Annotated in this window: 20 protein-coding genes and 3 pseudogenes; 10 read left to right on the forward strand and 13 right to left on the reverse strand. The window is 67.7% G+C overall.

Annotated features, from left to right (window positions below):
- Nucleotides 1-17: 17 nt before the first annotated feature.
- Nucleotides 18-1,537 (forward strand): annotated as a pseudogene (locus GTV32_RS16675) (ATP-dependent DNA ligase).
- A 163-nt stretch (nt 1,538-1,700) separates the two neighbouring features.
- Here GTV32_RS16675 and GTV32_RS16680 read toward each other — a convergent pair.
- The 7 genes from GTV32_RS16680 to GTV32_RS16710 all read right to left on the reverse strand — a co-directional run bounded on the left by GTV32_RS16680 (nt 1,701) and on the right by GTV32_RS16710 (nt 7,999).
- Entirely contained in the window at nt 1,701-2,456 is a 756-nt protein-coding gene (locus GTV32_RS16680; RefSeq protein ID WP_161061263.1) for an anti-sigma factor, read from the reverse strand.
- On the reverse strand, nt 2,449-3,021 hold the full coding sequence (sigK, locus tag GTV32_RS16685; protein ID WP_343287364.1) for an ECF RNA polymerase sigma factor SigK: 573 nt from the start codon (nt 3,019-3,021) through the stop codon (nt 2,449-2,451). The genes GTV32_RS16680 and sigK overlap by 8 nt, the downstream gene beginning before the upstream one ends.
- 71 nt (nt 3,022-3,092) lie before the next feature.
- Entirely contained in the window at nt 3,093-3,896 is an 804-nt protein-coding gene (locus tag GTV32_RS16690; RefSeq protein WP_161062583.1) for a DUF1295 domain-containing protein, read from the reverse strand.
- 8 nt (nt 3,897-3,904) lie between these two features.
- Complete coding sequence (locus tag GTV32_RS16695) at nt 3,905-5,209, reverse strand: class I SAM-dependent methyltransferase (protein ID WP_161061265.1); 1,305 nt, start codon at nt 5,207-5,209, stop codon at nt 3,905-3,907.
- Nucleotides 5,206-6,132 (reverse strand): DUF1365 domain-containing protein, encoded by a 927-nt coding sequence (locus tag GTV32_RS16700; RefSeq protein ID WP_237421571.1) that lies wholly within the window; start codon nt 6,130-6,132, stop codon nt 5,206-5,208. Before GTV32_RS16700 ends, GTV32_RS16695 begins: the two co-directional genes overlap by 4 nt.
- Complete coding sequence (locus GTV32_RS16705) at nt 6,129-7,499, reverse strand: FAD-dependent oxidoreductase (RefSeq protein WP_161061266.1); 1,371 nt, start codon at nt 7,497-7,499, stop codon at nt 6,129-6,131. Before GTV32_RS16705 ends, GTV32_RS16700 begins: the two co-directional genes overlap by 4 nt.
- Before the next feature lie 80 nt (nt 7,500-7,579).
- Nucleotides 7,580-7,999, reverse strand: coding sequence for a YccF domain-containing protein (locus GTV32_RS16710; protein ID WP_161061267.1), 420 nt, complete (start codon nt 7,997-7,999; stop codon nt 7,580-7,582).
- A 113-nt stretch (nt 8,000-8,112) separates the two neighbouring features.
- Between GTV32_RS16710 and GTV32_RS16715 the strand changes: the two genes are divergently transcribed.
- Entirely contained in the window at nt 8,113-8,358 is a 246-nt protein-coding gene (locus GTV32_RS16715; RefSeq protein WP_161061268.1) for a hypothetical protein, read from the forward strand.
- A gap of 19 nt (nt 8,359-8,377) precedes the next feature.
- Here GTV32_RS16715 and GTV32_RS16720 read toward each other — a convergent pair whose 3' ends face one another.
- Nucleotides 8,378-8,944: a TIGR03086 family metal-binding protein gene (locus tag GTV32_RS16720; protein ID WP_161061269.1), complete on the reverse strand. Its 567-nt coding sequence runs from the start codon at nt 8,942-8,944 to the stop codon at nt 8,378-8,380.
- A 37-nt stretch (nt 8,945-8,981) separates the two neighbouring features.
- Between GTV32_RS16720 and GTV32_RS16725 the strand changes: the two genes are divergently transcribed.
- Nucleotides 8,982-9,824, forward strand: a complete 843-nt coding sequence (locus tag GTV32_RS16725; protein ID WP_161062585.1) for a helix-turn-helix domain-containing protein — start codon at nt 8,982-8,984, stop codon at nt 9,822-9,824.
- A gap of 146 nt (nt 9,825-9,970) precedes the next feature.
- Nucleotides 9,971-11,247: pseudogene (locus GTV32_RS16730) on the forward strand (GAF domain-containing protein).
- A 14-nt stretch (nt 11,248-11,261) separates the two neighbouring features.
- On the opposite strand, the gene GTV32_RS16735 reads toward GTV32_RS16730, so the two are convergent.
- On the reverse strand, nt 11,262-11,867 hold the full coding sequence (locus GTV32_RS16735; protein WP_161061270.1) for a class I SAM-dependent methyltransferase: 606 nt from the start codon (nt 11,865-11,867) through the stop codon (nt 11,262-11,264).
- A 43-nt stretch (nt 11,868-11,910) separates the two neighbouring features.
- On the opposite strand from GTV32_RS16735, the pseudogene dinB reads away from it, so the two are divergent.
- From dinB to GTV32_RS16765, 6 genes and pseudogenes are all read left to right on the forward strand, one after another.
- Nucleotides 11,911-13,118: pseudogene (gene dinB, locus GTV32_RS16740) on the forward strand (DNA polymerase IV).
- A 144-nt stretch (nt 13,119-13,262) separates the two neighbouring features.
- Complete coding sequence (locus GTV32_RS16745; RefSeq protein WP_161061271.1) at nt 13,263-14,735, forward strand: SLC13 family permease; 1,473 nt, start codon at nt 13,263-13,265, stop codon at nt 14,733-14,735.
- 34 nt (nt 14,736-14,769) lie between these two features.
- Nucleotides 14,770-16,491, forward strand: coding sequence for a sensor histidine kinase (locus GTV32_RS16750; RefSeq protein WP_161061272.1), 1,722 nt, complete (start codon nt 14,770-14,772; stop codon nt 16,489-16,491).
- Nucleotides 16,488-17,153, forward strand: a complete 666-nt coding sequence (locus GTV32_RS16755; RefSeq protein WP_161061273.1) for a response regulator — start codon at nt 16,488-16,490, stop codon at nt 17,151-17,153. The genes GTV32_RS16750 and GTV32_RS16755 overlap by 4 nt, the downstream gene beginning before the upstream one ends.
- A gap of 93 nt (nt 17,154-17,246) precedes the next feature.
- Nucleotides 17,247-18,065 (forward strand): mycofactocin-coupled SDR family oxidoreductase, encoded by an 819-nt coding sequence (locus GTV32_RS16760; protein WP_161061274.1) that lies wholly within the window; start codon nt 17,247-17,249, stop codon nt 18,063-18,065.
- A gap of 122 nt (nt 18,066-18,187) precedes the next feature.
- Nucleotides 18,188-20,581, forward strand: coding sequence for a phosphoketolase family protein (locus GTV32_RS16765; protein ID WP_161061275.1), 2,394 nt, complete (start codon nt 18,188-18,190; stop codon nt 20,579-20,581).
- A gap of 90 nt (nt 20,582-20,671) precedes the next feature.
- Here the strand turns inward: GTV32_RS16765 and GTV32_RS16770 are convergent, their stop codons facing one another.
- The 4 genes from GTV32_RS16770 to GTV32_RS16785 form a co-directional block, all read right to left on the reverse strand.
- On the reverse strand, nt 20,672-21,241 hold the full coding sequence (locus GTV32_RS16770; protein ID WP_161061276.1) for a GNAT family N-acetyltransferase: 570 nt from the start codon (nt 21,239-21,241) through the stop codon (nt 20,672-20,674).
- An 87-nt stretch (nt 21,242-21,328) separates the two neighbouring features.
- Nucleotides 21,329-22,153, reverse strand: a complete 825-nt coding sequence (locus GTV32_RS16775) for an alpha/beta hydrolase (protein WP_161061277.1) — start codon at nt 22,151-22,153, stop codon at nt 21,329-21,331.
- A 173-nt stretch (nt 22,154-22,326) separates the two neighbouring features.
- Nucleotides 22,327-23,331, reverse strand: a complete 1,005-nt coding sequence (locus GTV32_RS16780) for a DJ-1/PfpI family protein (RefSeq protein WP_161061278.1) — start codon at nt 23,329-23,331, stop codon at nt 22,327-22,329.
- Between the two features lie 68 nt (nt 23,332-23,399).
- The gene (locus GTV32_RS16785) at nt 23,400-24,791 is read right to left on the reverse strand and encodes an acyl-CoA synthetase (RefSeq protein ID WP_161061279.1); all 1,392 of its coding nucleotides are present in this window, start codon (nt 24,789-24,791) and stop codon (nt 23,400-23,402) included.
- Nucleotides 24,792-24,961: the final 170 nt, after the last annotated feature.

The following is a 24,961-nucleotide window of genomic DNA, read 5'->3' on the forward strand; positions in this document are numbered from 1 at the left end:
GGGTAACGTCATCGCAGATGAAGCTCTCCCGTGTCGTCGAGGCGTCGAGCGCGGTCACCGCCACCCGGTCTCGGAAGAAGAAGACCGAGGAACTCGGCGCGCTGCTCGACGACGCGTCGGCCGACGAGATCCCGACCGTCGTCGCGTGGCTGTCGGGGGTGATCCCGCAAGGGCGTCTCGGCGTGGGCTGGCGGTCCCTGACGGGGATGGCGCTCGCGCCCGCGACCGAGCCGACTCTGACCGTGGCAGGCGTCGATGACCTGCTCACGCGTCTGTCCACCGCGACCGGGTCGGGATCGGTCGCCCGCCGGCGCGCGCTGTTGGAGGAATTGTTCGGATCGGCAACCGAAGCCGAACAGGATCTGTTGCGCCGGTTGATGACCGGCGAACTCCGGCAGGGAGCCCTCGCCGGGGTGATGGTGGATGCGATCGCGTCGGCGTCCGGACAGCCCGTCGACATGGTCCGGCGAGCCCACATGCTGACCGGCTCGCTGTCGGAGACCGCCGCGCTCGCGGTCCACGGTGGCGCGCAGGCGCTGTCCGACGTCGGTCTGCAGGTGGGGCGGGGCGTCGCGCCGATGCTCGCGACTCCGGCGGACTCGCTCGGCGATGCGGTGACGGCGCTCGGCCCGGAGCTGGTGGTGGACTTCAAACTCGACGGTGCGCGTGTCCAGGTGCACCGTCGCGGTGATGACGTCTGGGTGTACACACGCACCCTGCGCGACATCACCGCAGCGGTGCCCGACCTCGTCGCGGTGGTGCGCGGATTACCCTGTGAGACAGTGATCCTCGACGGTGAGACACTGACGCTCGACGCCGACGGGCGACCGAGGCCCTTCCAGGACACCATGAGCAGATTCGGTTCGGCGGGCGAGCTCACCGACGATCCGGCCGGAGTCCTACGTCCGTTCTTCTTCGACTGCCTGCACCTCGACGGTGTCGATCTCATCGACCGTCCGCTGAGTGAGCGGCTCGATGCACTGACGTCCGTCGCGCCGGGGTTGCGGATCCCGTCGGTGATCGATCCGAGCGTCGAGGAGGCGCAACAACACTTCGACGCCGCGCTCGACGCCGGCCACGAGGGTGTGATGGTCAAATCGCTCACCGGCCCGTACGCGGCCGGACGGCGCGGAAAGGGTTGGCAGAAGGTCAAACCCGTGCACACCTTCGATCTCGTGGTGCTCGCGGCCGAATGGGGTTCCGGGCGGCGAACCGGATTCCTGTCCAATCTCCATCTGGGCGCGCGTGATCCGGACGGTGGGCCGCCGGTGATGGTCGGCAAGACGTTCAAAGGGCTCAGCGACGCGCTGCTGCAGTGGCAGACCGACGAGTTCCCGCGCCACGAGATCCGACGTGACTCCTACACCGTGTACCTACGCCCGAGCTCGTCGTCGAGATCGAACTCGACGGCGTGCAACGAAGTTCGCGATATCCAGGTGGCGTGGCCCTGCGGTTCGCGCGCGTGGTGCGGTACCGGCCCGACAAGACGCCTGCCGAGGCGGACACCATCGACGCCATCCGTGCGAAGTTGCCGTGACCTTCGAGGCTCGCTTCGCTCGCACTTGAGGGAACGGGGTGGTCGTTTCGCTCGCACTTGAGGGAACGGGGTGGTCGTTTCGCTCGCACTTGAGGGAACGGGGTGGTCGTTTCGCTCGCGCTGCTTGTTCCCTGAGGAGCGAGCCTGCGAGCGTCTCGAAGGGTCAGGTCAGCGGCAGCTGTGCGACCACCGGGCCGGTCGGTTGCGTCGAGCCGCCGGGGGGTTCGACGGTGAACGCCAGCGACGTGGCGTCGCCGATCCCGTTGATCACCGCTGTCGTCGACGGCGCGACGTCCTTGTCGGTCATCGTGCCCGCCGAGGTCTCACCGTCGGGGCCGTACAGCCACATCTGATAGACGGTTCCCGGCTGTGGCGGCGGCACATCGTTCATCACGAGCACGCCGGACCCGGTCGACGGTGAGTACGTGACCGTGGCATGTCCCGTGGCGACTGCTCCGGACGATGTGCGGACGTCCTTGGCGGAGAAGACCTGCTCGGCGGTGGGCGGTTGTGGCTCGTCCGAACTCGACGAAGCACCGATCACCCACCCGACCGCCCCGATCGCGACCGCCACGACGGCAGCCGCCGCGAGGTAGGCGACACGGCGGCGGCGGTGCAGCGCTGTGACGGTGGCCGTGCGGCCCTCGGCCTGCGGTGCGCCGGTGGCCCCGTCTGCGTCGGCGGACTCGGCGCGGGCAGCGGCAAGGACGCGCTCCCGTAGCGTGTCGGGCGGTGCGGCCGCGGTAGCCTCGCTCACGCGGGCCATCGCCTCGCGGGTCGCTCGGACCTGCCGGTGGAACTCGTCCCGGATCTCCGGCGCAGCTTCGTCCGCTTCCCGCGTCACCGCGTCGAGTTCAGGGCCGTGCATCGCGTTCAATCCGACCACGGGTGCGAGGTCGAGCAGTTCGTCGTCAGGCATCACGGTCCCCCAGACACCGGCGCAGACGTTTCATCCCGTCGCGAATTCTCGATTTCACGGTCGGTAGCGCGACCGTGAGGCGCTCGGCGACCTCTCGGTACGAGAGGCCGTGATAGTAGGCGAGATCCACCGATTGCCGTTGGACGTCGGTCAGGGTCTCCAGGCAGCCGACCACCTCGCGGGTGGTCTCCCGCGTGGCGACGGTATCGATGACCTGATCGAAACTCGCGCGCGTGTCCTCGAGTCCGTAGGCGACGTCGCGGCGGGTGGCCGCGGATTCCGATCGCACCCGGTCGACGGCCCGGCGATGCGCCAGCGTGATCAACCAGGAGAGCGCCGAGCCGGCCTGCGGATCGAACGAACTCGCCGATCGCCACACCTGGAGGAAGACCTCCTGCGTGGTCTCCTCGCTGTAGCCGGGATCGCGGAGCACGCGCAGCACCATGCCGTACACACGGTCGCACGTTAGGTCGTAGAACCGGGCGAAGGCGTCGGCATCACCCGATCCGATCCGGTCGAGCAGCGCGGCCAGCGCAGCGACATCGGATGAGGAATCGGCAGTCACCGTGCGCGCTCCGTGGTCATCGTCGAACAGCCTATCCGGCCGGTGCCGGGTGCTCAACGATCCGAGGGGTGTCATGGCGTGGTCCGCTGTGGCGGCCGGGGCAGGAAGTACGAGGTGCGTTCCTGATAGGCCCGGTACCCGGGACGCCGACTCATCGACTTCTCCAGCAGGCGCGCCCCGGTGGCGTACACGAGGAAGTAGGTCATGGCGACCGGGGAGAGAACGGTGAGCACTCCGGGCCACGCACTCGCGGAGATGAGCCACAGACCCCACCACACGCTCGCGTCGCCGAAGTAGTTCGGATGCCGGGTCCACGACCACAGTCCGCGGTCCATGATGCGGACCTTGTTGGCCGGGTCGGCCTTGAAGCGTCGAAGCTGGGCATCACCGACGGCCTCGAAGACAAGGCCGAGTAGCCACAGGCCGCACCCCGCGGCCAGGACCACGACCCAGATCCCGTCGGTGGGACCGGTCACCGCGGACACCTGGATCGGCAGCGAGACGAACCACTGGGAGATGCCCTGGGTGGCAAAGATCTTGCGGGCCACCACAACGAGGCCGGTGCCGCCGGCGCGCTCCAGCAGGTCGATGTAGCGCGGGTCCTCACCCTTCCCGGCCGACTTCATGTGCATGTGCCAGGCCAGTCGCAAACCCCAGATGGCGACCAACGCGGCCAGCAGCCATCGGCGCAGCGGGTCGCCGGGACCGAGGATCAGCGACAACACCGCGATCCCCACGAATCCGAGGCCCCATGCGACGTCGACGACGTTGTAGCGACCGATGCGATGCCCGATCGCCATCGTCACGCCGTGCAGGACGACGAGGAAGATGAGGGAGGCGCCGGCGATCACACCGAACGCGGCCCAGCCGTGCAGCCCGGAGATCATCGCGTGTTCCGCCGCTCGCGGTCGCGGGCGAACACCAGCTGATGCACGTCGAGGTAACCCGATCGGAATCCGGCCTCCGAATACGCGAGGTAGAACTCCCACATCCGCATGAAGATGCCGTCGAAATCGAGCTCGGCGACGTCGTCATGCCGGGCGACAAACCGCTCGCGCCACAGCCGGAGGGTCTCCGCGTAGTGGTCGCCCATGGCCAGTACGTCGACCAGACGGAGGTCGGTGTGCTGTTGTGTCACGCCGTCGAGCGCGCGCAACGACGGCAACTGGCCGCCCGGGAAGATGTACTTGTGCACCCAGGTGTAGGTGTTGCGCGACGCCGACATCCGGTCATGGGGCATGGTGATCGCCTGGATCGCCACCCGCCCGCCGGGCGCCAGGACGCGATCGATGGTGTCGAAGTAGGTGGGCCAGTACTTCTCGCCGACCGCTTCGATCATCTCCACCGACACCACGGCATCGAACTCGCCGTCGACCTGGCGGTAGTCGAGGAGGTCGACGGTGACGCGGTCGGCGAAGCCGGCGTCGGCGATCCGTTGCCGGGCCAATTCCTGCTGCTCCACCGACAACGTGACCGAACGGACGACGGCGCCACGGGCCGCGGCCCGCAGGCACAGTTCACCCCAACCCGTCCCGACCTCGAGGACCCGGCTTCCCGGGCCGACGCCGGCGAGGTCGAGCAGCCGGTCGATCTTGCGCCGCTGCCCGTCGGCGAGTCTCGACCACGGTGGTCGGGTGCCCGGTGTCAGATCGTCGAAGAGCGCGCTCGAGTAGGTCATCGTGTCGTCGAGAAAGGTGGCGAACAGATCGTTGGAGAGGTCGTAGTGCCGCGCGATGTTGGTGCGCGTGTTGGCTGTCGTGTTCTCCTCGGAAGGGGGCTGACTCGGCAGCACCGCGGACCGCAAGATCTGCAGCGGACGCGGGATGAGGTCGGCCATCCGGGCGGCGAACGGTGTGAGGACACCGACGAGGTCGTCGGTGGTCCAGTCCCCGGCCATGAAGGCCTCGCCGAACCCGATGAGACCGTCGGCACCCACGCGGCGCATGAACGCGTCCGGGCGCCGGATGATCATCCGCGGTTGGACGCCGGCGCGGCGTATCCCCGACAACGCGCCGTCAGGGTATTCGATCCGTACGTCTACACGTCGTGACGCGGACCGGAACAACCACGCGGCCGCCGAACTGCGCAGAGCCGCGGTCGGGCCGTCGGGCACCCGCGCGACGTCGGGCCACCGGGCAGCTTCATCGGGCGGAAAGTCGTTGGGGAAGTTGCGAATCGGAGCGTTCATCGTCGTTCCTTCCGGCAGGTCGCGGCAGTGGAGATGGTGGTTGTCTTCTCATGGTCGGGACGGGTGGCAACGGGTAGACGCCTGAGCCACAGCCGGATTCCGTGCCAGCGGATGCGGGCCGCCACGACCAGGGGCGCGAGCGGGGTGCGCAGTTGGGTGACCAGGATGGAGCTCGCCCGGGCGGGGCGGGCGCGGCCCGTCAGCGCGGCGACGAACGGTCCGTGCCCGGGGCGATCGAGGGTAACCGACACCGCTACCCGGCCGTCCGGCGACGGTGGTGGGAGGCGGAGCCGGTACGTGCCGCTCACATCGTTGAACGGGGACACGTAGAACTCCTTGTCCACCTGGGCATGCCCGGTGTCGTCGGGTGTGACGACGTAGGTGTGCCGCTCGCCGTAGGTGTTGTGCACCTCTGCGACGACACACGCCGGCGTGCCGTCGGTGTGATGACACCAGAACACGCTCAGCGGGTTGAAGACGTAGCCGGCCACCCGAGGCGACAGGAGGGCGATGATCTGCCCACTCGGCGGCGTGACGTCGGCGGCGATCAGGTGGGCGGTCAGCCGGTCGCGCAGGGTTTGGCCGGCAATCGGCTGCTCGGGGAAGTGGTCGGCGGGTTCGAAGCGGGCAAACGGACGCAGTGCCGGAGGTGGCGACGGTAGGTCGTCGATGTCGATCAGCCATGACGCGCTGCGGTGGACGAACGAATGCCGGATCGGAGTGGTACGGGTGTGCGAGATGCGGGTGGCCACCACCGAGGGGGTGGGATAGGGATTGCCGACCCCGCGCTCGTGCGCCGTTTCGCGTCGATCGGGTGCAGAATTCCGCAGACCGGGCGAAGGTCGTCGCTCGATCATCCGGCCGACCGAATCCTGCGCACGGTGGGCGAGAAACTGTGCCCGACAGGCGAGTTCTGGCGTCATGACGTCACCGGGGCGGTGGGCGTCACCCGAGTCGTGACTGCCCGCCGGCTCGCCCCGATTAGCTCGGCGGCGCGGGCACCGGAGAGAGCGCCGTCCTCGTGGAATCCCCACCCGTGGTACGCACCCGCGAAACGGATGACATCGGTCTCCGCTTCGGGCATCAGCGCTTGGGCGGCAACAGATTCGGTGGTGTAGACAGGATGCTCGTAGGTCATCTCGGCAAGCACCGACGACTCGTCAACGAGGTCGGTTCGACCGAGCGTGACAAGCATCCGGGGTTGCGTCGTCGGGAGGCGCATGAGTCGGGTCATGTCGTAGGTCACCGCGATCCCGGAACCGTCGAGCCCGGCCGGCGTCGCCGCGGTCCTGACGTCGCGGTTGATCGGCCGGTCGTCACGGATCTGGTAGTTCCACGAGGCGCGGGCCCGCTGGGCGCGGGGGAGGAGCGAGGTGTCGGTGTGCAGCACAGCATGTTTCGCGGAGTATCGGATCGCGGAGAGCGCGCGACGCTGTGCCGGCGTCGGGTCGCTCAGCATCGTCAACGCCTGGTGTGGGTGGGTGGCGATGACGACGGCGTCGAAGAGTTCGGTACCCGTCGGCCCGGCGGTGATCTCGACGCCGCCGTCGACGGGCGTCACTGATTCGACCGGTGACCCGGTGTGGATGGTTCCTCCGCGGCCGAGCACGCCGTCGGCGATCTTCTCGACGTAGCGGGCAGAGCCGCCCACCGCCGTTCGCCACGTGGGCGACCCGAACACCGACAACATCCCGTGATGGTCGAGGAACGTGAAGAGATAGCGGGCCGGGTACTCAGCGGCGACCTCGTCGTCGCACGACCAGACCGCGGCGACCAGCGGCAGCAGGAAGTTCTCGAGGAAGTAGTCGGAGAAGCCCTCGCGGGTGACGAACTCGCCCAGCGGTTCATCGGAGTCGGTGCCGTCGAGGAGCCGTCGCGCCGCGCGATGGAACCGGATCACTTCGCCGAGCATCAGCAGGTAGCGTCCGCGGGTCAGCGTGCGCGCGGTGGGGACAAGGCCCCGCACCCCGAGTGCGCCGGCGTACTCGAGGCCGGTGCTCTCCGATCGCACCGACATCGACATGTCGGTGGCCTGGGTGGCCACGCCGAGTTCGTCGAACATGCGCAGCAGAGTGGGATATGTGCGGTCGTTGTGCACGATGAAGCCGGTGTCGACCGAGAGCACCTCACCGTCGGGCATGGTGACGTCGTGCGTGTGGGCGTGTCCGCCGAGTCGGTGGTCGGACTCGAACAGGGTGACCCGGTGCTGTCCGGCCAGCAGATGGGCGGCGGTCAGCCCGGACACGCCGCCACCGACGACCGCGACGGACCGGGACGGTGATTGACTCATGCCCGTTGTTCGGAACTACCGGCAGTTCGGATGGGTCGGACCGGCCCGTGGCGCGCCCGCTGCGTGTGAGAGACGTCTCGTCAGTAGGCGGGGCGCTGCACAGGTGGTGGTCCGGCGGGCATGTATTCGTCCTTGGAGACGATCCGCGCACCGAGCGGCAGTAGCGACACCGGCACCATCTTGAAGCTGGCGATACCCAGGGGGATGCCGATGATGGTCAGGCACATGGCGATTCCCGTCGCGATGTGACCGATCGCCAGCCAGATCCCGGCCACCAGCAGCCAGATGATGTTGCCGATCAGCGACATCGCGCCGGCGGACGGTTTACGGACGACGGTCCGGCCGAACGGCCACAGCGCATAGTTCGCCATCCGGAACGATGCGATACCGAACGGGATGGTGATGATGAGGATGCAGCAGATGATCCCCGCCACCACGTAGCCGATGGCCATCCACACGCCACACAGCAGGAGCCAGATCACGTTGAGAACGGTCTTCATGTGACCATTGTCCGCCACCGTCGGCCGTGGTGTCGGGAAACTCGACCGCGGGTCTGTGCGGGCACCGCTCGTCACGACGGGTGCGGGGCTGCTCTCGCGGTTACCCTGACCCCATGGGCGATCGGGGACGCGAAGCCGTGTGGGCGGTGATCACCACGATCGTGCTGGTGGTCCGGCTGCTCGCGACCATCGCCCTGGTGTTGCTGGCGATCGGCTGGGTGGTGGTGGCCGTGCGCGGATCGTTGCGCAACGACTATCTGTGGCCGACGGTGATCACCGCGGGCGTGCTGTTGCTCAGCACCTATCTCTACAGCTTCCTGCGCGCCCGCTACCCCCGTCGCAACGGCTGGATCCCGTGAGGGCGGCGGGCGGCGGAGGTCAGGCGGAGCGGCCGAGCATGGCGAGCACCCGGGTCTGACGATCGGCATCGGCGGGCACCTCGACACCGGACTTGCACACTCCGTCGCCGTAGAGCGCGGGTCCGAAGCCGGCGGCCGCGGTCTCCATCATCTCCAGTTCGGCATCGGTGAATCGCAGGTCCCGCCCCGCCGCCGAGGCCACGTCCCATCGATGGGCCACCATGTCGAATCCGTAGAAGCGCAGCAGCGTCTCGCCGACGGTCGTCGGGCCGAAGTGGCCGTCGAAGGGTTTGGCCCCGACGGCGGGGTCGGTGAGACGGTCGCCGACGACGGTGCGGTGTGCCCGCCACGCGGCGGCCGGGTCGTCGAGGGAGGGACTCTCGCCGAGGTCGACGTCGTGGCGCGCCAAGAAGTCGCGCTGGGTCTCGATGACGTGGCCGACGACGTCGCGTGCGGTCCAGCCATCGCAGGGTGACGGAGCGGCCCACTGCTCGGGTGCGACGGCGTCGAGGACGTCGCCGAAGCCGGTCGCGAGCCGTACGTACTCGAGGGCCAGTGTCTGGGTGATGTCGGATGAAGTGGTCATGATGGAACCGTACGGAGAACAACCGGAGTGGGGCTTGATGAAATCCGACAGATCAGGTGACTCTGCGACACGTATCGACGACGTGGAGCGCGCGCATCTCGTCGACCCCGGCGACACGTCGTTCGAGATCGGCCGCTGGGCGCCGTCGCCGGACGTCACGGATCTCATCAGGCGATTCTGGGTGCCGATATGGTCGGTGCCCGCGGGGCGGTCGGCACCCCAGCGTGTACTGCAGTATCCGGTGTGCCTGGCGGTGGTGACCGCCGACTACGCGCGCTTCTACGGGGTCAACACCGGGTTGTCGGAGACCGAGCTGACCGGTCGGGGGTGGGCGATCGGGACGATGTTCGCACCGGCCGCCGGCGCCCTCGTCACCGGCGGAGCGGTGGCCGACTGGACCGACCGGTCCGCCGACCTCACCGAGGTGGCCGGCGACGCCGGTGCCGAGCTCACCGCGAACATCCGGTCGGTGATGACCGACGACCCGAATGACTCCGCGCGTCAGCATGACGCCACCGATCTGGTCGAGGCGTGGATCCGTCCACTGCTACCGGTCGACGACGACGGTCTGCTCGTCAATGCGATCGTCGAATTCGTCGAGAACGATTCCGCGGTGACCTCGGTGACCCAGATCTGCGAGCGCTTCCACCTCACCGAACGCAGCCTGCAGCGACTCACGCAGCGTCGGTTGGGACTGACGCCGAAATGGCTGATCCAGCGCCGCCGGCTGCAGGAGGCGGCGGAACGGCTCCGCGAATCGGGGACCACGCTGGCGACGATCGCGGCCGAACTCGGCTATGCCGACGAGGCTCACCTGGTGCGCGACTTCCGCACCGTCACCGGAATGACACCCGGGCAGTTTGCGGCGCGGTTCGACTGACGTCGGCGCAGGTGACGACCTGCGTGCGAGTGAGTGTCGGCCTCGACGGTTCCGGTCGCGCGCTAGTCTGACAGCACACAGGTCGTGTTGCCCGGACACAGGTGCAGCACACAACACGACCAGGTCAGGTGATCGACGGAGGACGTATGAGCGATTCTGCCTCGGCGTCCGCACGTGTCCGCCGAGCGTACGAGGACTTCCTCACGGGGATCACGCCGCCCGCGGACTCCGTCCGGTCGGTGGTCCGTGATTCATGGGTCCGTTCGGTCACGAAAGGTGTCAATCCGAGCGCGTCGGCGCCCGGGACCGGCACGACATCGATGACGGCGGCGGAGTTCGCCGAATACCGCGACGCTCACCCGATCACCGCAGTCCGCCCGCTCGTGCAGTCGCTCATGCTCGACGACATCGCCGATTCGGGTGTGGTGGTGGCACTGACCGATCAGGCCGGCCGTCTGCTCTGGGTGGAAGGTGCGACCGATGCCCGGGACAAGGCGGCCGACATCAACTTCATCGAGGGGTCGTTGTGGAGCGAAGAGGTCGCCGGCACCAATGCGCCGGGACTGGCGCTGGCCGTCGACCGTGGGGTGCAGGTAGTGGGCCCGAGCACTTCGCCGGACCGGTCCAGGAGTGGAGTTGTGCGGCTGCGCCGGTGCACGACCCGATCACCGGTCATGTCCTCGGGGTGATCGACGTGACCGGTGGCCGCGAGGTCGCGGCGCCGTTCGCGCTGGCCGCGGTGCGGTCGGTGGTGGCCGCGGTGGAGCGGGAAATGCAGTCGAGGGCAGTCGATCTCGCGGACCCGGCGTCATTCGATGCACCCGGTGAAGTGCGTATGACGGTGTTGGCGGGCAGCACCCATCGTTGGCGTCGTCGGGGAGACGGGACGGGCGAACGTACGCTGTCTCCGCGGCACGCGGAGATCCTGTTGCTCCTACAGGCCTACCCCGAAGGTCTCAGCACCGAACAGCTCGCGACGTTGCTCGCGGAGGATGCGCTCGACCCGGTGACGGTACGCGCCGAGATCTCCCGGCTGCGTAGGGATCTGGGTAACGATGTGGTCGCGTCGCGGCCTTACCGGCTGACCGCCGACCTGGTCTCCGATGTGTCCGAGATCCGTGATCGTGTCGCGCGCGGTGGCGAACTCGGGGCGGTGATCGACGACCTGGGCCGCGGTGGGCTGCTGGCCGAGTCGTCGGCTCCCGGGATCGTCGGGTTGTTCGAGGAGATCAGGGAAGACGTGCGGTCACGCGTGATCGCCGAGGGTGATGTGGGTGTCCTGCAGAAGTGGACGTCGTCGGTGCACGGTCGCGACGACCTGCAGGCGTGGCGGCGTCTCGAGCACCGCTTGGCGCCCGGGCATCCGAACAGGGTTCTCGCAGGAGGACGAATTCGCTTGCTGGACAAGCGATACGGCGTCTGAATCCGCGCGTCGGGTCAGGATACGCGCCGGGCGTGCAGGACGACGTCGTGGGTGTGTGCACCGCCGCCTGCGGCGACACCGCGTTCCCGTGTCTCGTGGGTGACCGTCGTCCACCCGTCGCCGAGGAGGGCCGCGACGTCATCGGGCTGGAAATAGTCGTCCGGGTTGCGCCCGTGAGCGCGAATACCTTCGGCTTCGTGGGACACCACCAGTAGGTGACCGTCCGGACCGACGGCGTCGAGGATCTTGCGCATGGTGCGGTCATCGGAACGGGCGACCGGGAAGTACTGAAGAGACACAAGACCGAACTCGACCCCGGGGATCTCGTCCTCGGTGAGGTCGGCCTGTAGCCAGGAGATCGACTCGCGGGCATCTGTCTCGCGGGCGCGATCAACGGCGACCTGGGAGATGTCGACGGCGGTCACCTGCCAGCCCCGGTCGGCGAGCCAGCGGGCATCGGCGCCCTCGCCGGATCCGACGTCGAGAGCTGTGCCCGGGGTGATGTCGGATGCCTCGGCGATGAGCGCGGGATTGACGTCTGAGGTCCACAGTCGGTCCGCGCTGCGGTACCGGTCATCCCATTCGGCTGCGCCGTCGAAATCGCCCGTGTTCTCGGTCATGATCCGACCGTACCTGTCGGAGTGACATGCGAACATATGTTCTATGCGAATCGAGCGGAAGGAGCGGCCGGAGGCGACGATATTGCACGCTGACCTGGACTCCTTCTATGCATCGGTCGAGCAGCGTGACGATCCGGAGCTGCGCGGCCGACCGGTGATCGTCGGCGGCGGGGTCGTCCTCGCCGCCAGCTACGAGGCAAAGGCGTGCGGTGTCCGGACCCCGATGCCCGGGCGGGAGGCGCGGGCGCTCTGTCCCCGGGCGATCGTGGTGAGCCCGCGTTTCGACGCATACATGGAGGCCAGCCGCGCGGTCTTCGAGATCTTCCACGACACCACGCCCGTGGTCGAGGGGATCTCCGTCGACGAGGCGTTTCTCGACGTCGGGGGCCTTCGGAGGGTGAGCGGCTCGCCGGTCGAGATCGCCACGCGGCTGCGTGCACGGGTCGCGACCGAGGTGGGCCTGCCGATCACGGTCGGGATCGCCCGGACGAAGTTCCTGTCGAAGGTCGCGAGTGCGGTCGGCAAACCCGACGGTCTGCTGGAGGTGGCACCCGGCACCGAACTCGACTTTCTCCATCCCCTTCCGGTGCGACGGCTCTGGGGCGTCGGAGCGATCACCGAGGCGAAACTCGCCGACGCCGGTATCACCTCCGTCGGCGACCTCGCGGCGTTCGGGAGCACGGCCTCTGCGGACTGCTCGGACCCGGCACGGGACGGCATCTCCACGCGTTGTCGATGGCGCGGGATCCACGGCGGGTGGAGACGGGCCGTCGTCGGCGATCGATCGGCTCCCAACGCGCGCTCGGGCGCAGGCCGAAGAGCGAAGCCGACATCGAGGCGACCGTCGTCGCGATCGTCGAACGGCTGGGGAAACGGCTTCGTGGCGCCGAACGTGTCTGCCGCACAGTTGTTCTGCGACTTCGATTCGACGATTTCGCGCGCGCGACGCGATCGCGGTCGTTCCTCGAGTCGACCGACCGCACGGACATCATCATGGCGGTGGCCCGCGGACTCCTCATCGATGCGATGCCGTTGATCCGCGAGCGGGGCTGCACCTTGATCGGATTGTCGCTGACCAATCTCGACGATCACGACAGCGTGCAACTCGCACTTCCGTTCGACTCCGACCGTGGCGTCGAACTCGACATCGCGATGGACCTCCTGCGCAACCGGTTCGGCCGGGACGCGGTGACGAGGGCGGTACTCGTCGGGCGCCATCACGGCGACGATGCGCCGATGCTGCCCGACTGAAGGCACGCGCAAAACGCGCAAAAGACGACTAATGAGCCAAAGCGTGACTGTGACGTGGATTACCCGAAGACTGCGTCTGTAACGGCCTGCATGGAAATTCGGCGACAGAGCGGCCGTTCCCCACACGCAGAAAGAGCATGACAAATGTTGGTAGCACTCGGCCTCGGAATGGTGGCCACCTTCATGTTCCTGATCATCACCAAACGCGCGACCCCGGTGGTCGCGCTGATCCTGGTACCGGTGGCGTTCGGTCTGTTCGCCGGCGCCGGACTCGACATCAGCGACATGATCACCGACGGCATCAAAGAACTCGCCCCGACGGCGGCGATGCTGTTCTTCGCGATCATCTTCTTCGGCATCATGATCGACGTCGGGCTCTTCGATCCGGTGGTCCGGCTGGTGGTGCGGATGGTCCGCAACGACCCCGCACGACTGGTGGTCGGCACGGCGGTGCTGGCGATGGTCGTCTCCCTCGACGGTGACGGCTCGACGACGTTCATCATCACCACGGCCGCCCTGCTCCCGCTGTATCTGAAGTTGGGCGTGAGTCCGGTGGTTCTGACCGTGGCCGCCGGTCTGGCCAACGGGACGATGAACATCCTGCCGTGGGGCGGACCGACGGCGCGCTCGGCGAGCGCGCTGAAGATCGACACCAACGCGGTCTTTCTCCCGATGGTCCCCGCGCTCGTCGCCGGTCTCGTTGTGGTGCTGTTGTTCTCGTACCACCTGGGCGTCCTGGAGCGGCGCCGCATCGGCCGGATCGAGATCAGGGAATCGATGCTGATGCCACGCGAGGAGGTCCTGGTGGCGGCCGGCGGAGGCGCCGGCACCGACGTCCCGCCGACCACACCCCGGGCCCGCCGCACAGGCTCCGCGGCAACCGGTTCGGGCGACGACACATCGACCCGTGACCTCCCGGTTGGTGCGCACGACCAGAACGCCGCGGACGACGACGGTGGCTCGAGCTTCACCGGAATTCTCGATCCGAACCGTAAGACACTGCGGCCGAGGCTGTTCTGGGTCAACGCCGGTCTCACCGTCGCGCTGCTGGCGGTGCTCGGCCTCGACATCCTCGCCATTCCGGTGCTGTTCATGATCGCGTCGGGACTCGCCCTGGCCATCAACTTCCCGCATGTGAAGGATCAGCAGGAGGCGATCACCCGGCATTCGTCGAGCATCGTCTCGGTGGTGGCGATGGTGCTCGCGGCGGCCGTCCTGACCGGAGTGTTCAGCGGGACCGGCATGGTCGACGCGATCGCCCACTGGCTCGCGTCCGGAATCCCCGACTGGCTGGGCCCGCACATGGCTGTGGTCATCGGCGTTCTCTCCATCCCGTTGACGTTCTTGATGAGCAACGACGCCTTCTACTACGGGGTGCTGCCGGTGATGTCGGAGACTGCGACCCGCTATGGCATCGACCCTGCGGAGATGGCCCGGGCATCCATCACCGGTCAACCCTTCCACATGCAGAGCCCGTTGGTCCCGGCCATCCTGCTGCTCGTCGCGCTGGCCGGGGTGGGCCTGGCCGATCATCACAAGAAGGTCCTGTGGAGGGCCGCGGCGGTGTCGATCGTGATGCTCGTCGTCGGATGCCTCGTCGGTGCGATTCCGTTCTGACCTGATCGCTCCCCCGAATGCCTAGGCTGACCGTATGCGATTGCGAACGCAGGTACTCCTCCTGCAACTCGCCGTCATCGCGGTCAGCCTGGGTGTCGGTTTCGGGCTGGTGATCTCCGGTTCGGACGATCGCGTGCGGGATGAGTACGCGCAACGGGCCCTCGCGATCGCACAATCGGTTGCCGCCGATTCCGATGTCCAGAGTCAGGTCGCGAGCCATCAGGGTGCGGCGGTCGACAGCGCCGAACTGGCATCCGGTCCGCTGCAGACCGAGGCGACCGCGGTGGCGCAACGGACCGGCGCGTTGTTCGTGGTGATCGGCAACGACCTCGGACTCCGGCTGGCACATCCGGAGCCCGGCGAGATCGGTCGGCGGGTCTCCACCGACCCGTCGAATGCACTCGCCGGCAACGAGGAGGTGAGCACCGACCGCGGCACCCTCGGGGAGTCGGTTCGCGCCAAGGTGCCGGTCTATGACGGCGACCGCGTTGTCGGCTTCGTCAGTGTCGGTGTGTCGACCGCGAAGCTGGCCACCGAAACCCGGCGAGACACGATCGCCACCATCCTCATCGCACTCGCCGCGTTGGGCGTCGGTGCGGTCGGCTCGGCGCTGCTGGCGCGGCGCTGGCGGAGACTGACGCTCGGACTGGAACCGGACGAGCTCACCGAACTCGTCCGCGAGCAGGGCGCCGTACTGCATTCGATGGCCGATGGTGTCCTCGCCGTCGACAGCACCGGCGTCGTCCGGGTGGTCAACGACACGGCCCGGCGTCTGCTCGACATCACCGATCCGGTCGGGCGGAAGGTCGACGAGCTGGGGCTCACACCGCGGGTCCGCAGTGTGCTCGATCAGCCGATACGCGAGCCGATCGCGGCCACGGTCGGGGATCGGGTGGTGCTGGTCAGTTCGCACCCGGTGGAAGCCGACGGCCGAGACCTCGGCATGGTGATGTCGGTGATCGACCGAACCGACGTGGAACGCCTGACCCGTGAGGTGGACTCGATCAGGGCGATGAGTACCGCTCTGCGCGCACATCGTCACGAGACCGCGAACCGTATGCACGTGCTCGCCGGGCTGTTGCGCCACGATCACACAGCCGAGGCAATCGCCTACCTCGACGAACTGACCGGCGCCGGGCCGCGGAGCTCGCGGCTCGAGGGACTCGACAACATCGACGAACCGCATCTGCAGGCGTTCCTCGACGCCAAGGCCGCGCACGCCCGAGAGCGCGGAGTGATGTTGCGGCTCGGTGACCAGACGTGGGTGCAGGGTGTCCTGCAAGATCCGGTGGTGGTGACGACGGTGCTGGGCAACCTGGTGGACAACGCGATCGACGCGAGCGCACCTGACTCGGCAACCGCCGACCCGCCCGACCGGCAGGCCGTCGTCGAGGTGGAGGTGCTCACCGACGCCGACGACATGTTCATCACGGTCACCGATTCCGGACCCGGGATCGACGTCGACGATCCGGAGGTGATCTTCGACGAGGGCGTGACCACCAAGGCCGACCCGGGCGTCCCGGGAGGACGGGGTATGGGACTGGCGTTGTCGCGGCAGATCGCGCGACGCATCGGTGGTGACATCTGGGTGGCCGAGCCCGGTGGGCCCGATGCCGAAGACACCGGTGCGGTGCTGGTGGCCCGGCTGCCGTCAGTTATCAACGCCGACAAGATCAACGCCGACAAGATCAACGCCGACGAGATCAACGCCGACGAGATCACCGCGGACGAGATCAACGGAGATGACATCCCATGACCGACGACCTCGAGGTGCTCATCGTCGACGACGATTTCCGCGTCGCCGCACTGCACGCCACCATCGTCGATGCGGTGCGCGGTTTCCGTGTCGTCGCGCGGGCGGGCAGCATCGGCGCGGCCCGAACGGCGGTCGCCGAGCATCCCGGCGTCGACCTGGCGCTGCTCGACGTGTACCTGCCCGACGGATCGGGTATCGACCTCGTCGCCGAATTGCCCTGCGACGCATTCATCGTCGGTGCGGAAACGGATGCGGCTGCGGTTCGCACGGCGATGCGGGCCGGTGCTCTCGCGTACTTGATCAAACCATTCGACGACACCGAACTGGCCAGACGACTGGCCGGATATGCCCAGTACCGGCGCGTCCTGGACGCCGACCACGTCGACCAGCATGCCGTGGACTCCGCGCTCTCGGCATTGCGATTCGGGACCCGTGGCTCGGATCGGCCCGACGGCGGCTCACATACCGAACAGCGGATCCTCGAACTCTTCGTATCCACCGACGGCCCGCTGTTCGCCGACCAGGTGTCCGAAGCCGTCGGCGTCTCGCCCGCCACCGCCCGCCGGCATCTCGCGCATCTGGTGTCGGCCGGCAGGCTCCGGATGTCGCTGCAGTACGGGAGTACCGGACGTCCCCGACAGGAGTACCGGCTGCCGGGGTGACGGTCGCGGGCCTGCGGCTCCGCGATGAGATGGGGCGGTCCGGCGGGTCTGCACCATCGAGGTCTGACACACGTCGAATGGAAGGTGCTTCTCATGGGACTGCTCGACGGCAAGGTCGCGCTGATCACCGGCGGTGCCCGTGGACAGGGTCGAGCGCACGCGCTGGCATTGGCCCGCGAAGGCGCCGACATCGTGTTCTGTGACATCGCGGCACCCGTCTCGGAGATCGACTACGCGACGGCCACGCCCGACGACGTCGAGCAGACGGTGCGCGCCGTCGAGTCGTATGACCGGCGCTGTCTCGCCGTGACCGCGGACGTGCGCGATCTGACGGCGGTCGAGGCAGTGGTGGGCCGGGCGCTCGAGGTCCACGGCAGGATCGACGTCCTGATCGCCAATGCCGGCATCGCGAGCAGCGGTCCGATCGCCTCGATGTCGGTGGAACGATGGCAGACGATGATCGACGTCAACCTCACCGGGGTGTTCAACACCTTCCGGGCCGTGTTGCCCCACATGATCGAGCGCCGGTCCGGGCGCATCGTCGCGACGTCGTCGAGCGTCGCGAAGACCGGCGCGACCGATTCGGGTCATTATGCGGCCGCCAAGGCAGGCGTCCTCGCGTTGGTGCAGTCGGTGGCGTTCGAGGTGGCCGAGTACGGGATCACCGTCAATGCGGTCTTGCCGTCCGGGGTGAACACCGCGATGATCCACAACCCGGCCACCTACCGGCTGATCCGGCCGGATCTGGAGAATCCCGGACTCGACGACGTCGAGGAGATGTTCGCGCGGGGGCGTCCGCGGCCGGGATTGCTGGAACCCGCCGATGTTGCGAATGCCGTGCTCTACCTGGTCTCCGATCAGGGAAGGTGCCGGTCGGGCGAGTCCCTCGCGTTGTCCAACGGCGTCGACTGAGCGCGACATCGGTCTCGCTGTTCGGGCGGAACTCGCCGGCGTCGCTGGACCACATCTGTTCGCCGGGCTAGAACAGTGGAGGGGGAGTGTCCGACGTCCGGAACACACCGAAGGAGCCTTCGTTGACCGAGCCCCGCACCGATCACGCCGCCTACACCGATGACGAGCTCGACGCGGACCTGCGATGGTGGGCCGCCGCCAACTACCTGACCGTCGCGCAGATCTATCTGCAGGACAACGTCTTACTGCGCGAACCGCTGACCGCCGACCACATCAAGCCGCGACTGCTGGGCCACTGGGGCACCAGTCCCGGACTGTCGGCGATCTACACGGTGCTCAATCGAGTGATCCGCGAAACGGATTCGGAGTGGCTCTACATCACCGGGCCGGGCCACGGAGGACCTGCCCTGGTGGCCAACGTCTACCTCGAGGGCACGTACACCGAGATCTATCCGCATGTGTCGCGGGATGCGCGGGGTGTGCGCAAGCTGTGCCGCCAGTTCTCCACCCCGGGTGGCATCCCCAGCCACGTCAGCGTGCAGACGCCGGGCAGCATCCACGAGGGCGGCGAGCTCGGTTACGCCCTCGTCCATGCCGCGGGTGCGGCCTTCGACCATCCCGACCTCACGGTGGTGTGCGTGGTCGGCGACGGCGAGGCGGAGACCGGCCCGTTGTCGGGGTCGTGGAAGATCCCGGCGTTCCTCAATGCCGCCCGCGACGGTGCGGTGCTACCGATCCTGCATCTCAACGGTGCGAAGATCGCCGGACCGACGGTCCTCGGCCGCAGCACCGACAGCGAGATCGCCGACTATCTCGGCGGCCAGGGGTGGACTCCGATGTTCGTCGAGGGTGACGACCCGAGGGCGGTGTTCCGTGATCTGAAGTCGGCAATCGACCAGTCCCACCGGATCATTCGTGACCTTCAGGTGCAGGCACGTGCGGGCGGACCGTCGGTCGGTACCCGATGGCCTGCGATCGTGCTGCGCACGCCCAAGGGGTGGACCGGCCCGCACGAGGTGGACGGCGAACTCGTCGAGGGCACGCATCGGGCACATCAGGTGCCGCTCTCCGGCGTCCGTGAGAATCCCGACCACCTGGGAATCCTCGAGAACTGGTTGCGGTCCTACCGGCCAGACGAGGTCTTCGATGCGTCGGGAGCGGTCGTCGACGAGGTCGCGGGGCTTGCGCCCGAGGGCGACCGGCGGATGGGCGCGACCCCCTACGCCAACGGCGGTCGGTTGCTGACCCCGCTGAAACTGCCGCCGATCGCCCGCTACGCGCTGGAGGTCGACAAGCCGGGTGCCACGATCCACGAGACCACGCGGGTGCTCGGCGAGTACATGCGCGACATCTACTCGGAGAACACGGCCGCAGACGACGGCGGCGGCGCCTTCCGGCTGTTCTCTCCCGACGAGACCGCGAGCAATCGCCTGGCCGCGGTGTTCGAGGCGACCGACCGCTGCTGGCAGCTCCCCACCACCGAACACGACGACAATCTGTCGCAGTCGGGGCGGGTGATGGAGGTGCTGAGCGAACACCTCTGTCAGGGATGGCTGGAGGGGTACCTGCTCAGCGGTCGGCACGGGCTCTTCGCCACGTACGAGGCATTTGCGATGGTGAGCGCATCGATGGTCATCCAGCACACCAAGTGGCTGCAACACGCGGCGACCCTGGACTGGCGTGAACCCGTCGCGTCGTTGAACATCCTGTTGACCTCCACCTGCTGGCGCAACGACCACAACGGTTTCTCCCACCAGGGGCCGGGGCTGATCGACGCGGTGCTGCCGCTCGCCCCCGACGTGGTACGGATCTGGCTGCCGCCGGATTCCAACTCATTGCTGTCGGTCGCCGAACACTGCTTCCGCAGCCGCAACCATGTGAACCTCCTCGTCGTCGACAAGCAGCCACACCTGCAGTACCTGTCGCTCGACGAGGCGAACGATCAGGCCGCGGCCGGGATCTCGATCTGGCCGTGGGCCGGGACCGAGGGCGACACCGACGACGCCCCCGACATCGTGCTGGCCGGCGCGGGCGATGTACCCACCCAGGAGATCCTCGCCGCGGCGCAGATCCTGCGCGAATGGGTGCCGTACCTGCGTGTCCGCGTGGTCAACGTGATGGATCTGATGTCGCTGCTACCGCAGGCCGACCACCCGCACGGGTTGTCCGAGGACGAGTTCGCCGACCTGTTCACCCGGGACGGACATGTGGTGTTCGCGTTTCACGGTTACCCGCGGGCCGTCCACCAACTCCTGCACGGCCAGCCCGACGCCGGCCGGTTCCACGTGCGTGGTTTCTCGGAGCAGGGCACCACCACCACACCGTTCGACATGGTCGTCCTCAACAAGATGAGCCGCTACCACCTGGTGATGGAAGCGCTCCGGCGGTCGAGGCGGGTGCCCGAACGATCCGACGAGCTCGTCGAGTTCTGTCATCGGCAACTGGCCCGCCACCACGATCACGTCCGTGAGTACTTCGAGGATCTGCCAGAGATCCGGGACTGGACGTGGTCTTGATGGTGGATCGAGCCTCCCGCTCCCCCCTTTCGGTCCCGCGCACTCGATCGAAGGTGCGGGACCGAAACGGGGGAGCGGGAGGGGTGGAGATCACAGAGCCAACCGCATCAGCACCCGCGGGAACCCGTTCAGCACCGACGTCGTGTCGGCCGCCTTGCTGAATCCTGCATCCTCGAACAGTTTTCGCGTCCCGACATAGGCCATCGTCAGGTCGACCTTCTCTCCGCCGTTGTCCACCGGGTAGCCCTCGACGGCGGGTGCGCCATGGTCGCGGGCGAAGTCGACTGCACCCGCGAGCAGGGGATGGGAGATGCCCTGCTTGCGATGGCCGGGACGGATGCGGATACACCACACCGACCACACGTCGAGATCGTCGACGTGCGGAATCTTGCGGTTGCCGGCGAAAGTGGAGTCGGCGCGCGGCGCGACCGCCGCCCAGCCGACCACATCGTCGCCGTCGTAGGCGAGGACTCCGGGCGGCGGCTTCTGCCTGCACAGCTCACGGACGTACTCGCCGCGTGCCTCGCGCACGAGTTGCTGATTGCTCTTGTTCGGAATCCGGTAGCTCAGGCACCAGCACACGTTGGCATCCGGGCGTTTCGGCCCGACCATCGTGCGGACATCGGCGAACGTGGTCGCCGGGCGCACCTCGATAACCATGCGATCAACGATGGTCGACAGGCCCCCGATCGGCAAGCGATCGGGGGCCCGTCAAGTCGTCACGCTCGTGTTGTCACTGTCGTGTCGTCAGGAGCGGAAGAACTCGAGAAGATCCGCGTTGATCGTCGCCGCCTCGGTGGTCGGCATGCCGTGCGGGAACCCGGGGTAGGTCTTGAGGGTGCTGTTGGGGAGCAACTCCGCAGAGAGCACGCCGGTGTTCTGATACGGCACCACCTGGTCGTCCTCACCGTGCATGACGAGCGTCGGGATGGTGATCTTCTTCAGGTCGTCGGTGAAGTCGGTCTGAGAGAACGCGACGACGCCGTCGTAGTGAGCCTTGGCGCCGCCCATCATCCCCTGCCGCCACCAGTTGGCGATGACACCTTCGGACGGTTCGGCGCCGTCCCGGTTATAGCCGTAGAACGGGCCCTCGGCAAAGGTCCGGAAGAAGTCGGTGCGGCGCGTGGCGACCTGAACCTGGATGTCGTCGAAGACGTCCTTCGGGATCCCGTCCGGATTGGTGTCGGTCTTGACCATGATCGGGGGAACGGAACTGATCAGAACGGCTTTGGCCGCGCGGTCCTGACCGTGCTGTGCCAGGTAGTGTGCCACCTCGCCGCCACCGGTCGAATGGCCGACGTGGATCGCGTCGGACAGGTCGAGATGCTCGACGACGGCGGCCAGGTCGGCGGCGTAATGATCCATGTCGTGTCCGTCGGCGACCTGTGTCGACCGTCCGTGTCCGCGACGATCGTGGGCGATCACCCGGTAGCCCTCCCCGAGGAAGAACATCATCTGGGTGTCCCAGTCGTCGGACGAGAGCGGCCACCCATGGCTGAAGACGACAGGCTGGCCGCTGCCCCAGTCCTTGTAGAAGATCTCGACGCCGTCGGAGGTGGTGATGGTGGGCATGGGGGTGCTCCTTCGAAATGGGTACGACAGTGCTGTGATGTCGCCTGCCGCGCGATGAGATATCCGGTCGTGACCGGCCATCTCAGTTTGCCGTGATCACAGCGCCCACGGTCCCACTTCACGCGCCAGAAACACCCCCATTTGCGACATCGGCCCGCACCGACGTCGCCAGGTCAGACCGCGATCGGGGTCGGGGCCGGAGGTGTGGTGGTTGCGAAACGCTGCTGGTACTTGCGGGGCGAGATGCCGATGCGCGCGATGAAGGCGCGTCGCATCACTTCGCCGCTGCTGTAGCCGGCAGCCTGGGCGGCCTGGGACACGCTGAAGCCGGCGTGCAGACTCTCGCGAGCCACGTCGAAACGCGCCGCGGCGACGTACCCGGCCGGTGTGGTGGACAGTTCGTCGCGGAAGAGTCGAGTGAGTTGCCGAGCGCTCACGTTCACGTGTGCCGCGAGACTACTGACCGTGTGCGGGAGTCGAGGATTGCCGCGGATGTGGTCGGTCACGGTGCGTACCAGGCTGCTGCGCGGGATCGGGCCACGCAACGAGGCGGAGAACTGCGATTGCCCCCCGCCGCGCTGCATGTACACGAGAAGTCCCTGCGCCGTCCGACGCGCTACCTCGGCGCCGTGGTCGTCCTCCACCAGGGCAAGGCTCAGATCGATGCCGGCGACCACACCGGCCGAACTGTAGACGTCGCCGTCGCGCACGAAGATCGCGTCCTCGTCGACCCGGATCTCGGGATGGCGATGCGCGAGGTCGGCGGTGAACTTCCAGTGGGTGGTCGCGGCGCGGCCGTCCAGGAGTCCTGCCGCGGCGAGGACGAAAGAGCCGGTGCAGACCGATGCCAGGCGCCGGGTCCGCGTCGAGAGGTCGAGAACTGCCTCGATGAGTTCCGGGGTCAGGAACTTGGGCGGTGCGAGTTCGCTGCCGGCGACCAGGACCGTGTCGAACTGACCCGAGCCCGCCACCGGATCGGTACTCAGTCGAGCATGAACCGACGTCGTCACATCGCCACCAGCGGGTGAGAGGACCACCACATCGTAGTCTCCGGCGTGCTGGTTCGCCTCCACGAAGACCTCAGCGGGACCGGAGAAGTCGAGCATCTTGACGCCGTCGAACACGACGATGCCGATCCGACGGCGTGACGGTACCGCGGACAGACCAACAGGCTTCATGCGGCCAAATCTAATCGGTCGGGTCCGAAACCGCACAGAGCGCTCATCCCGGGTTCGTGACGGCGAGCTCAGTCGAGGAGCTTCTTCTGCACCTTGCCCATCGCGTTGCGGGGGAGCGCGTCGACATGGCGGATCTCCCTGGGCCGCTTGTGATGCGACAACTGTGTCGTCACATGATCCACGAGTTCGGCGTCGGGGACGCGCTCACCGACCACGTAGGCGACGATCCGCTGCCCGAGGTCGTCGTCGGGCAGGCCGATCACCGCGACCTCGTCGACGGCGGGATGCCCGAGCAGTACGGTCTCGATCTCACCGGCCCCGATCCGGAAGCCCCCCGATTTGATCAGGTCGGTCGCACGCCGGCCGACGATGCGGTGCATGCCGTCCCGGTCGATGACTGCGACGTCACCGGTGGCGAAAAAGCCGTCGGCGAGCCAGGATTCGGCCGTCTTCTCCGGCTGGTTCAGGTAGCCAGACGACATCATCGGGCCACGCACGTGCAGATCACCGACCGACTCGCCGTCGTGCGGGAGGTCGGCGTCACCCTCGCGCAGCCTGGTCTCCACGCCGGCGAGGGGGACACCGACCCAGCCCGGGCGGCGTTCCCCGTCGACGCGTGTACTGACTGTGATCATCGTCTCGGTCATGCCATACCGTTCGACGATCTGGTGTCCGGTGAGCTCGCGGATGGTGTCGAACACCGGGACCGGTAACGGGGCACTTCCGGACACAAGGAGCCGAGCCGACGCGAGCCGTCGCGCTGCGGATGGGTCGGTCCCGACGCGGGTCCAGACGGTCGGGACACCGAAGTACATCGTGGCGCCACGGTCGATGGCGGCGGCGTAGCTCTCTCCCGTCGGCCTGACCGTGTGGATGAGTCGGCCGCCGCGACGCAGCGGTCCGAGCATGCCGAGGATCAGTCCGTGGACGTGGAAGAGCGGAAGGCCGTGGGCGAGTACGTCATCGGCGGTCCACTGCCAGGCGTCGCCCAGTGCGTCCACACCGGCGGCGATGGCGGAGCGGGTGATCGGGACGCCCTTGGGCAGTCCGGTGGTGCCCGAGGTGTACAGGACGAGTGCGGTGGCGGCACCGGGCGGCTCGGGGTGTCGATGCCAGGATCGGGCATACCGCCGCACCGGGATGACCGGGAGCGTCGGGTCGTCGGGAGCCGAGCCCAGCCAGGCCTGTGCGCCGGAATCGGTGAGGATGTGCTCGATCTCGCGGGCGCCCGAGTCGGGCGGCACGGGCACCGCGGCGACTCCGGCGATCAGGCAGCCGACGATGGCGAGCACGGTGTCGGTCGTCGGCCTGGCATGGACAGCCAGGACGCGGGCGCCGGCGATGCGCTCGGCGACGGCGGTCGCCGCGCCCACGAGGTCTTCGCGGGAGAGGCGGTCGTCGCCGACGGTGATCGCGTCGGCGAGGTCTGGTGCGTCGGGGGTCAGTGTCGGCAGCAGCACCCCATCAGCTTCCCACCCGGACGATTCGTCGATGCGTGCGCGGGGCTGCTATGGTGGGCTCACGTTCACGCGATGCTGTAACTCGCTTGTTGAACCAGAGGCCGGGGTGATTACAGAAACCCCCGGTCTTGTCCAAACTTCCACCGCTTCTCGCGGTACCGCCGAGTGCG

This window comes from Gordonia sp. SID5947 (assembly GCF_009862785.1).
Taxonomy (GTDB): Bacteria; Actinomycetota; Actinomycetes; order Mycobacteriales; family Mycobacteriaceae; genus Gordonia.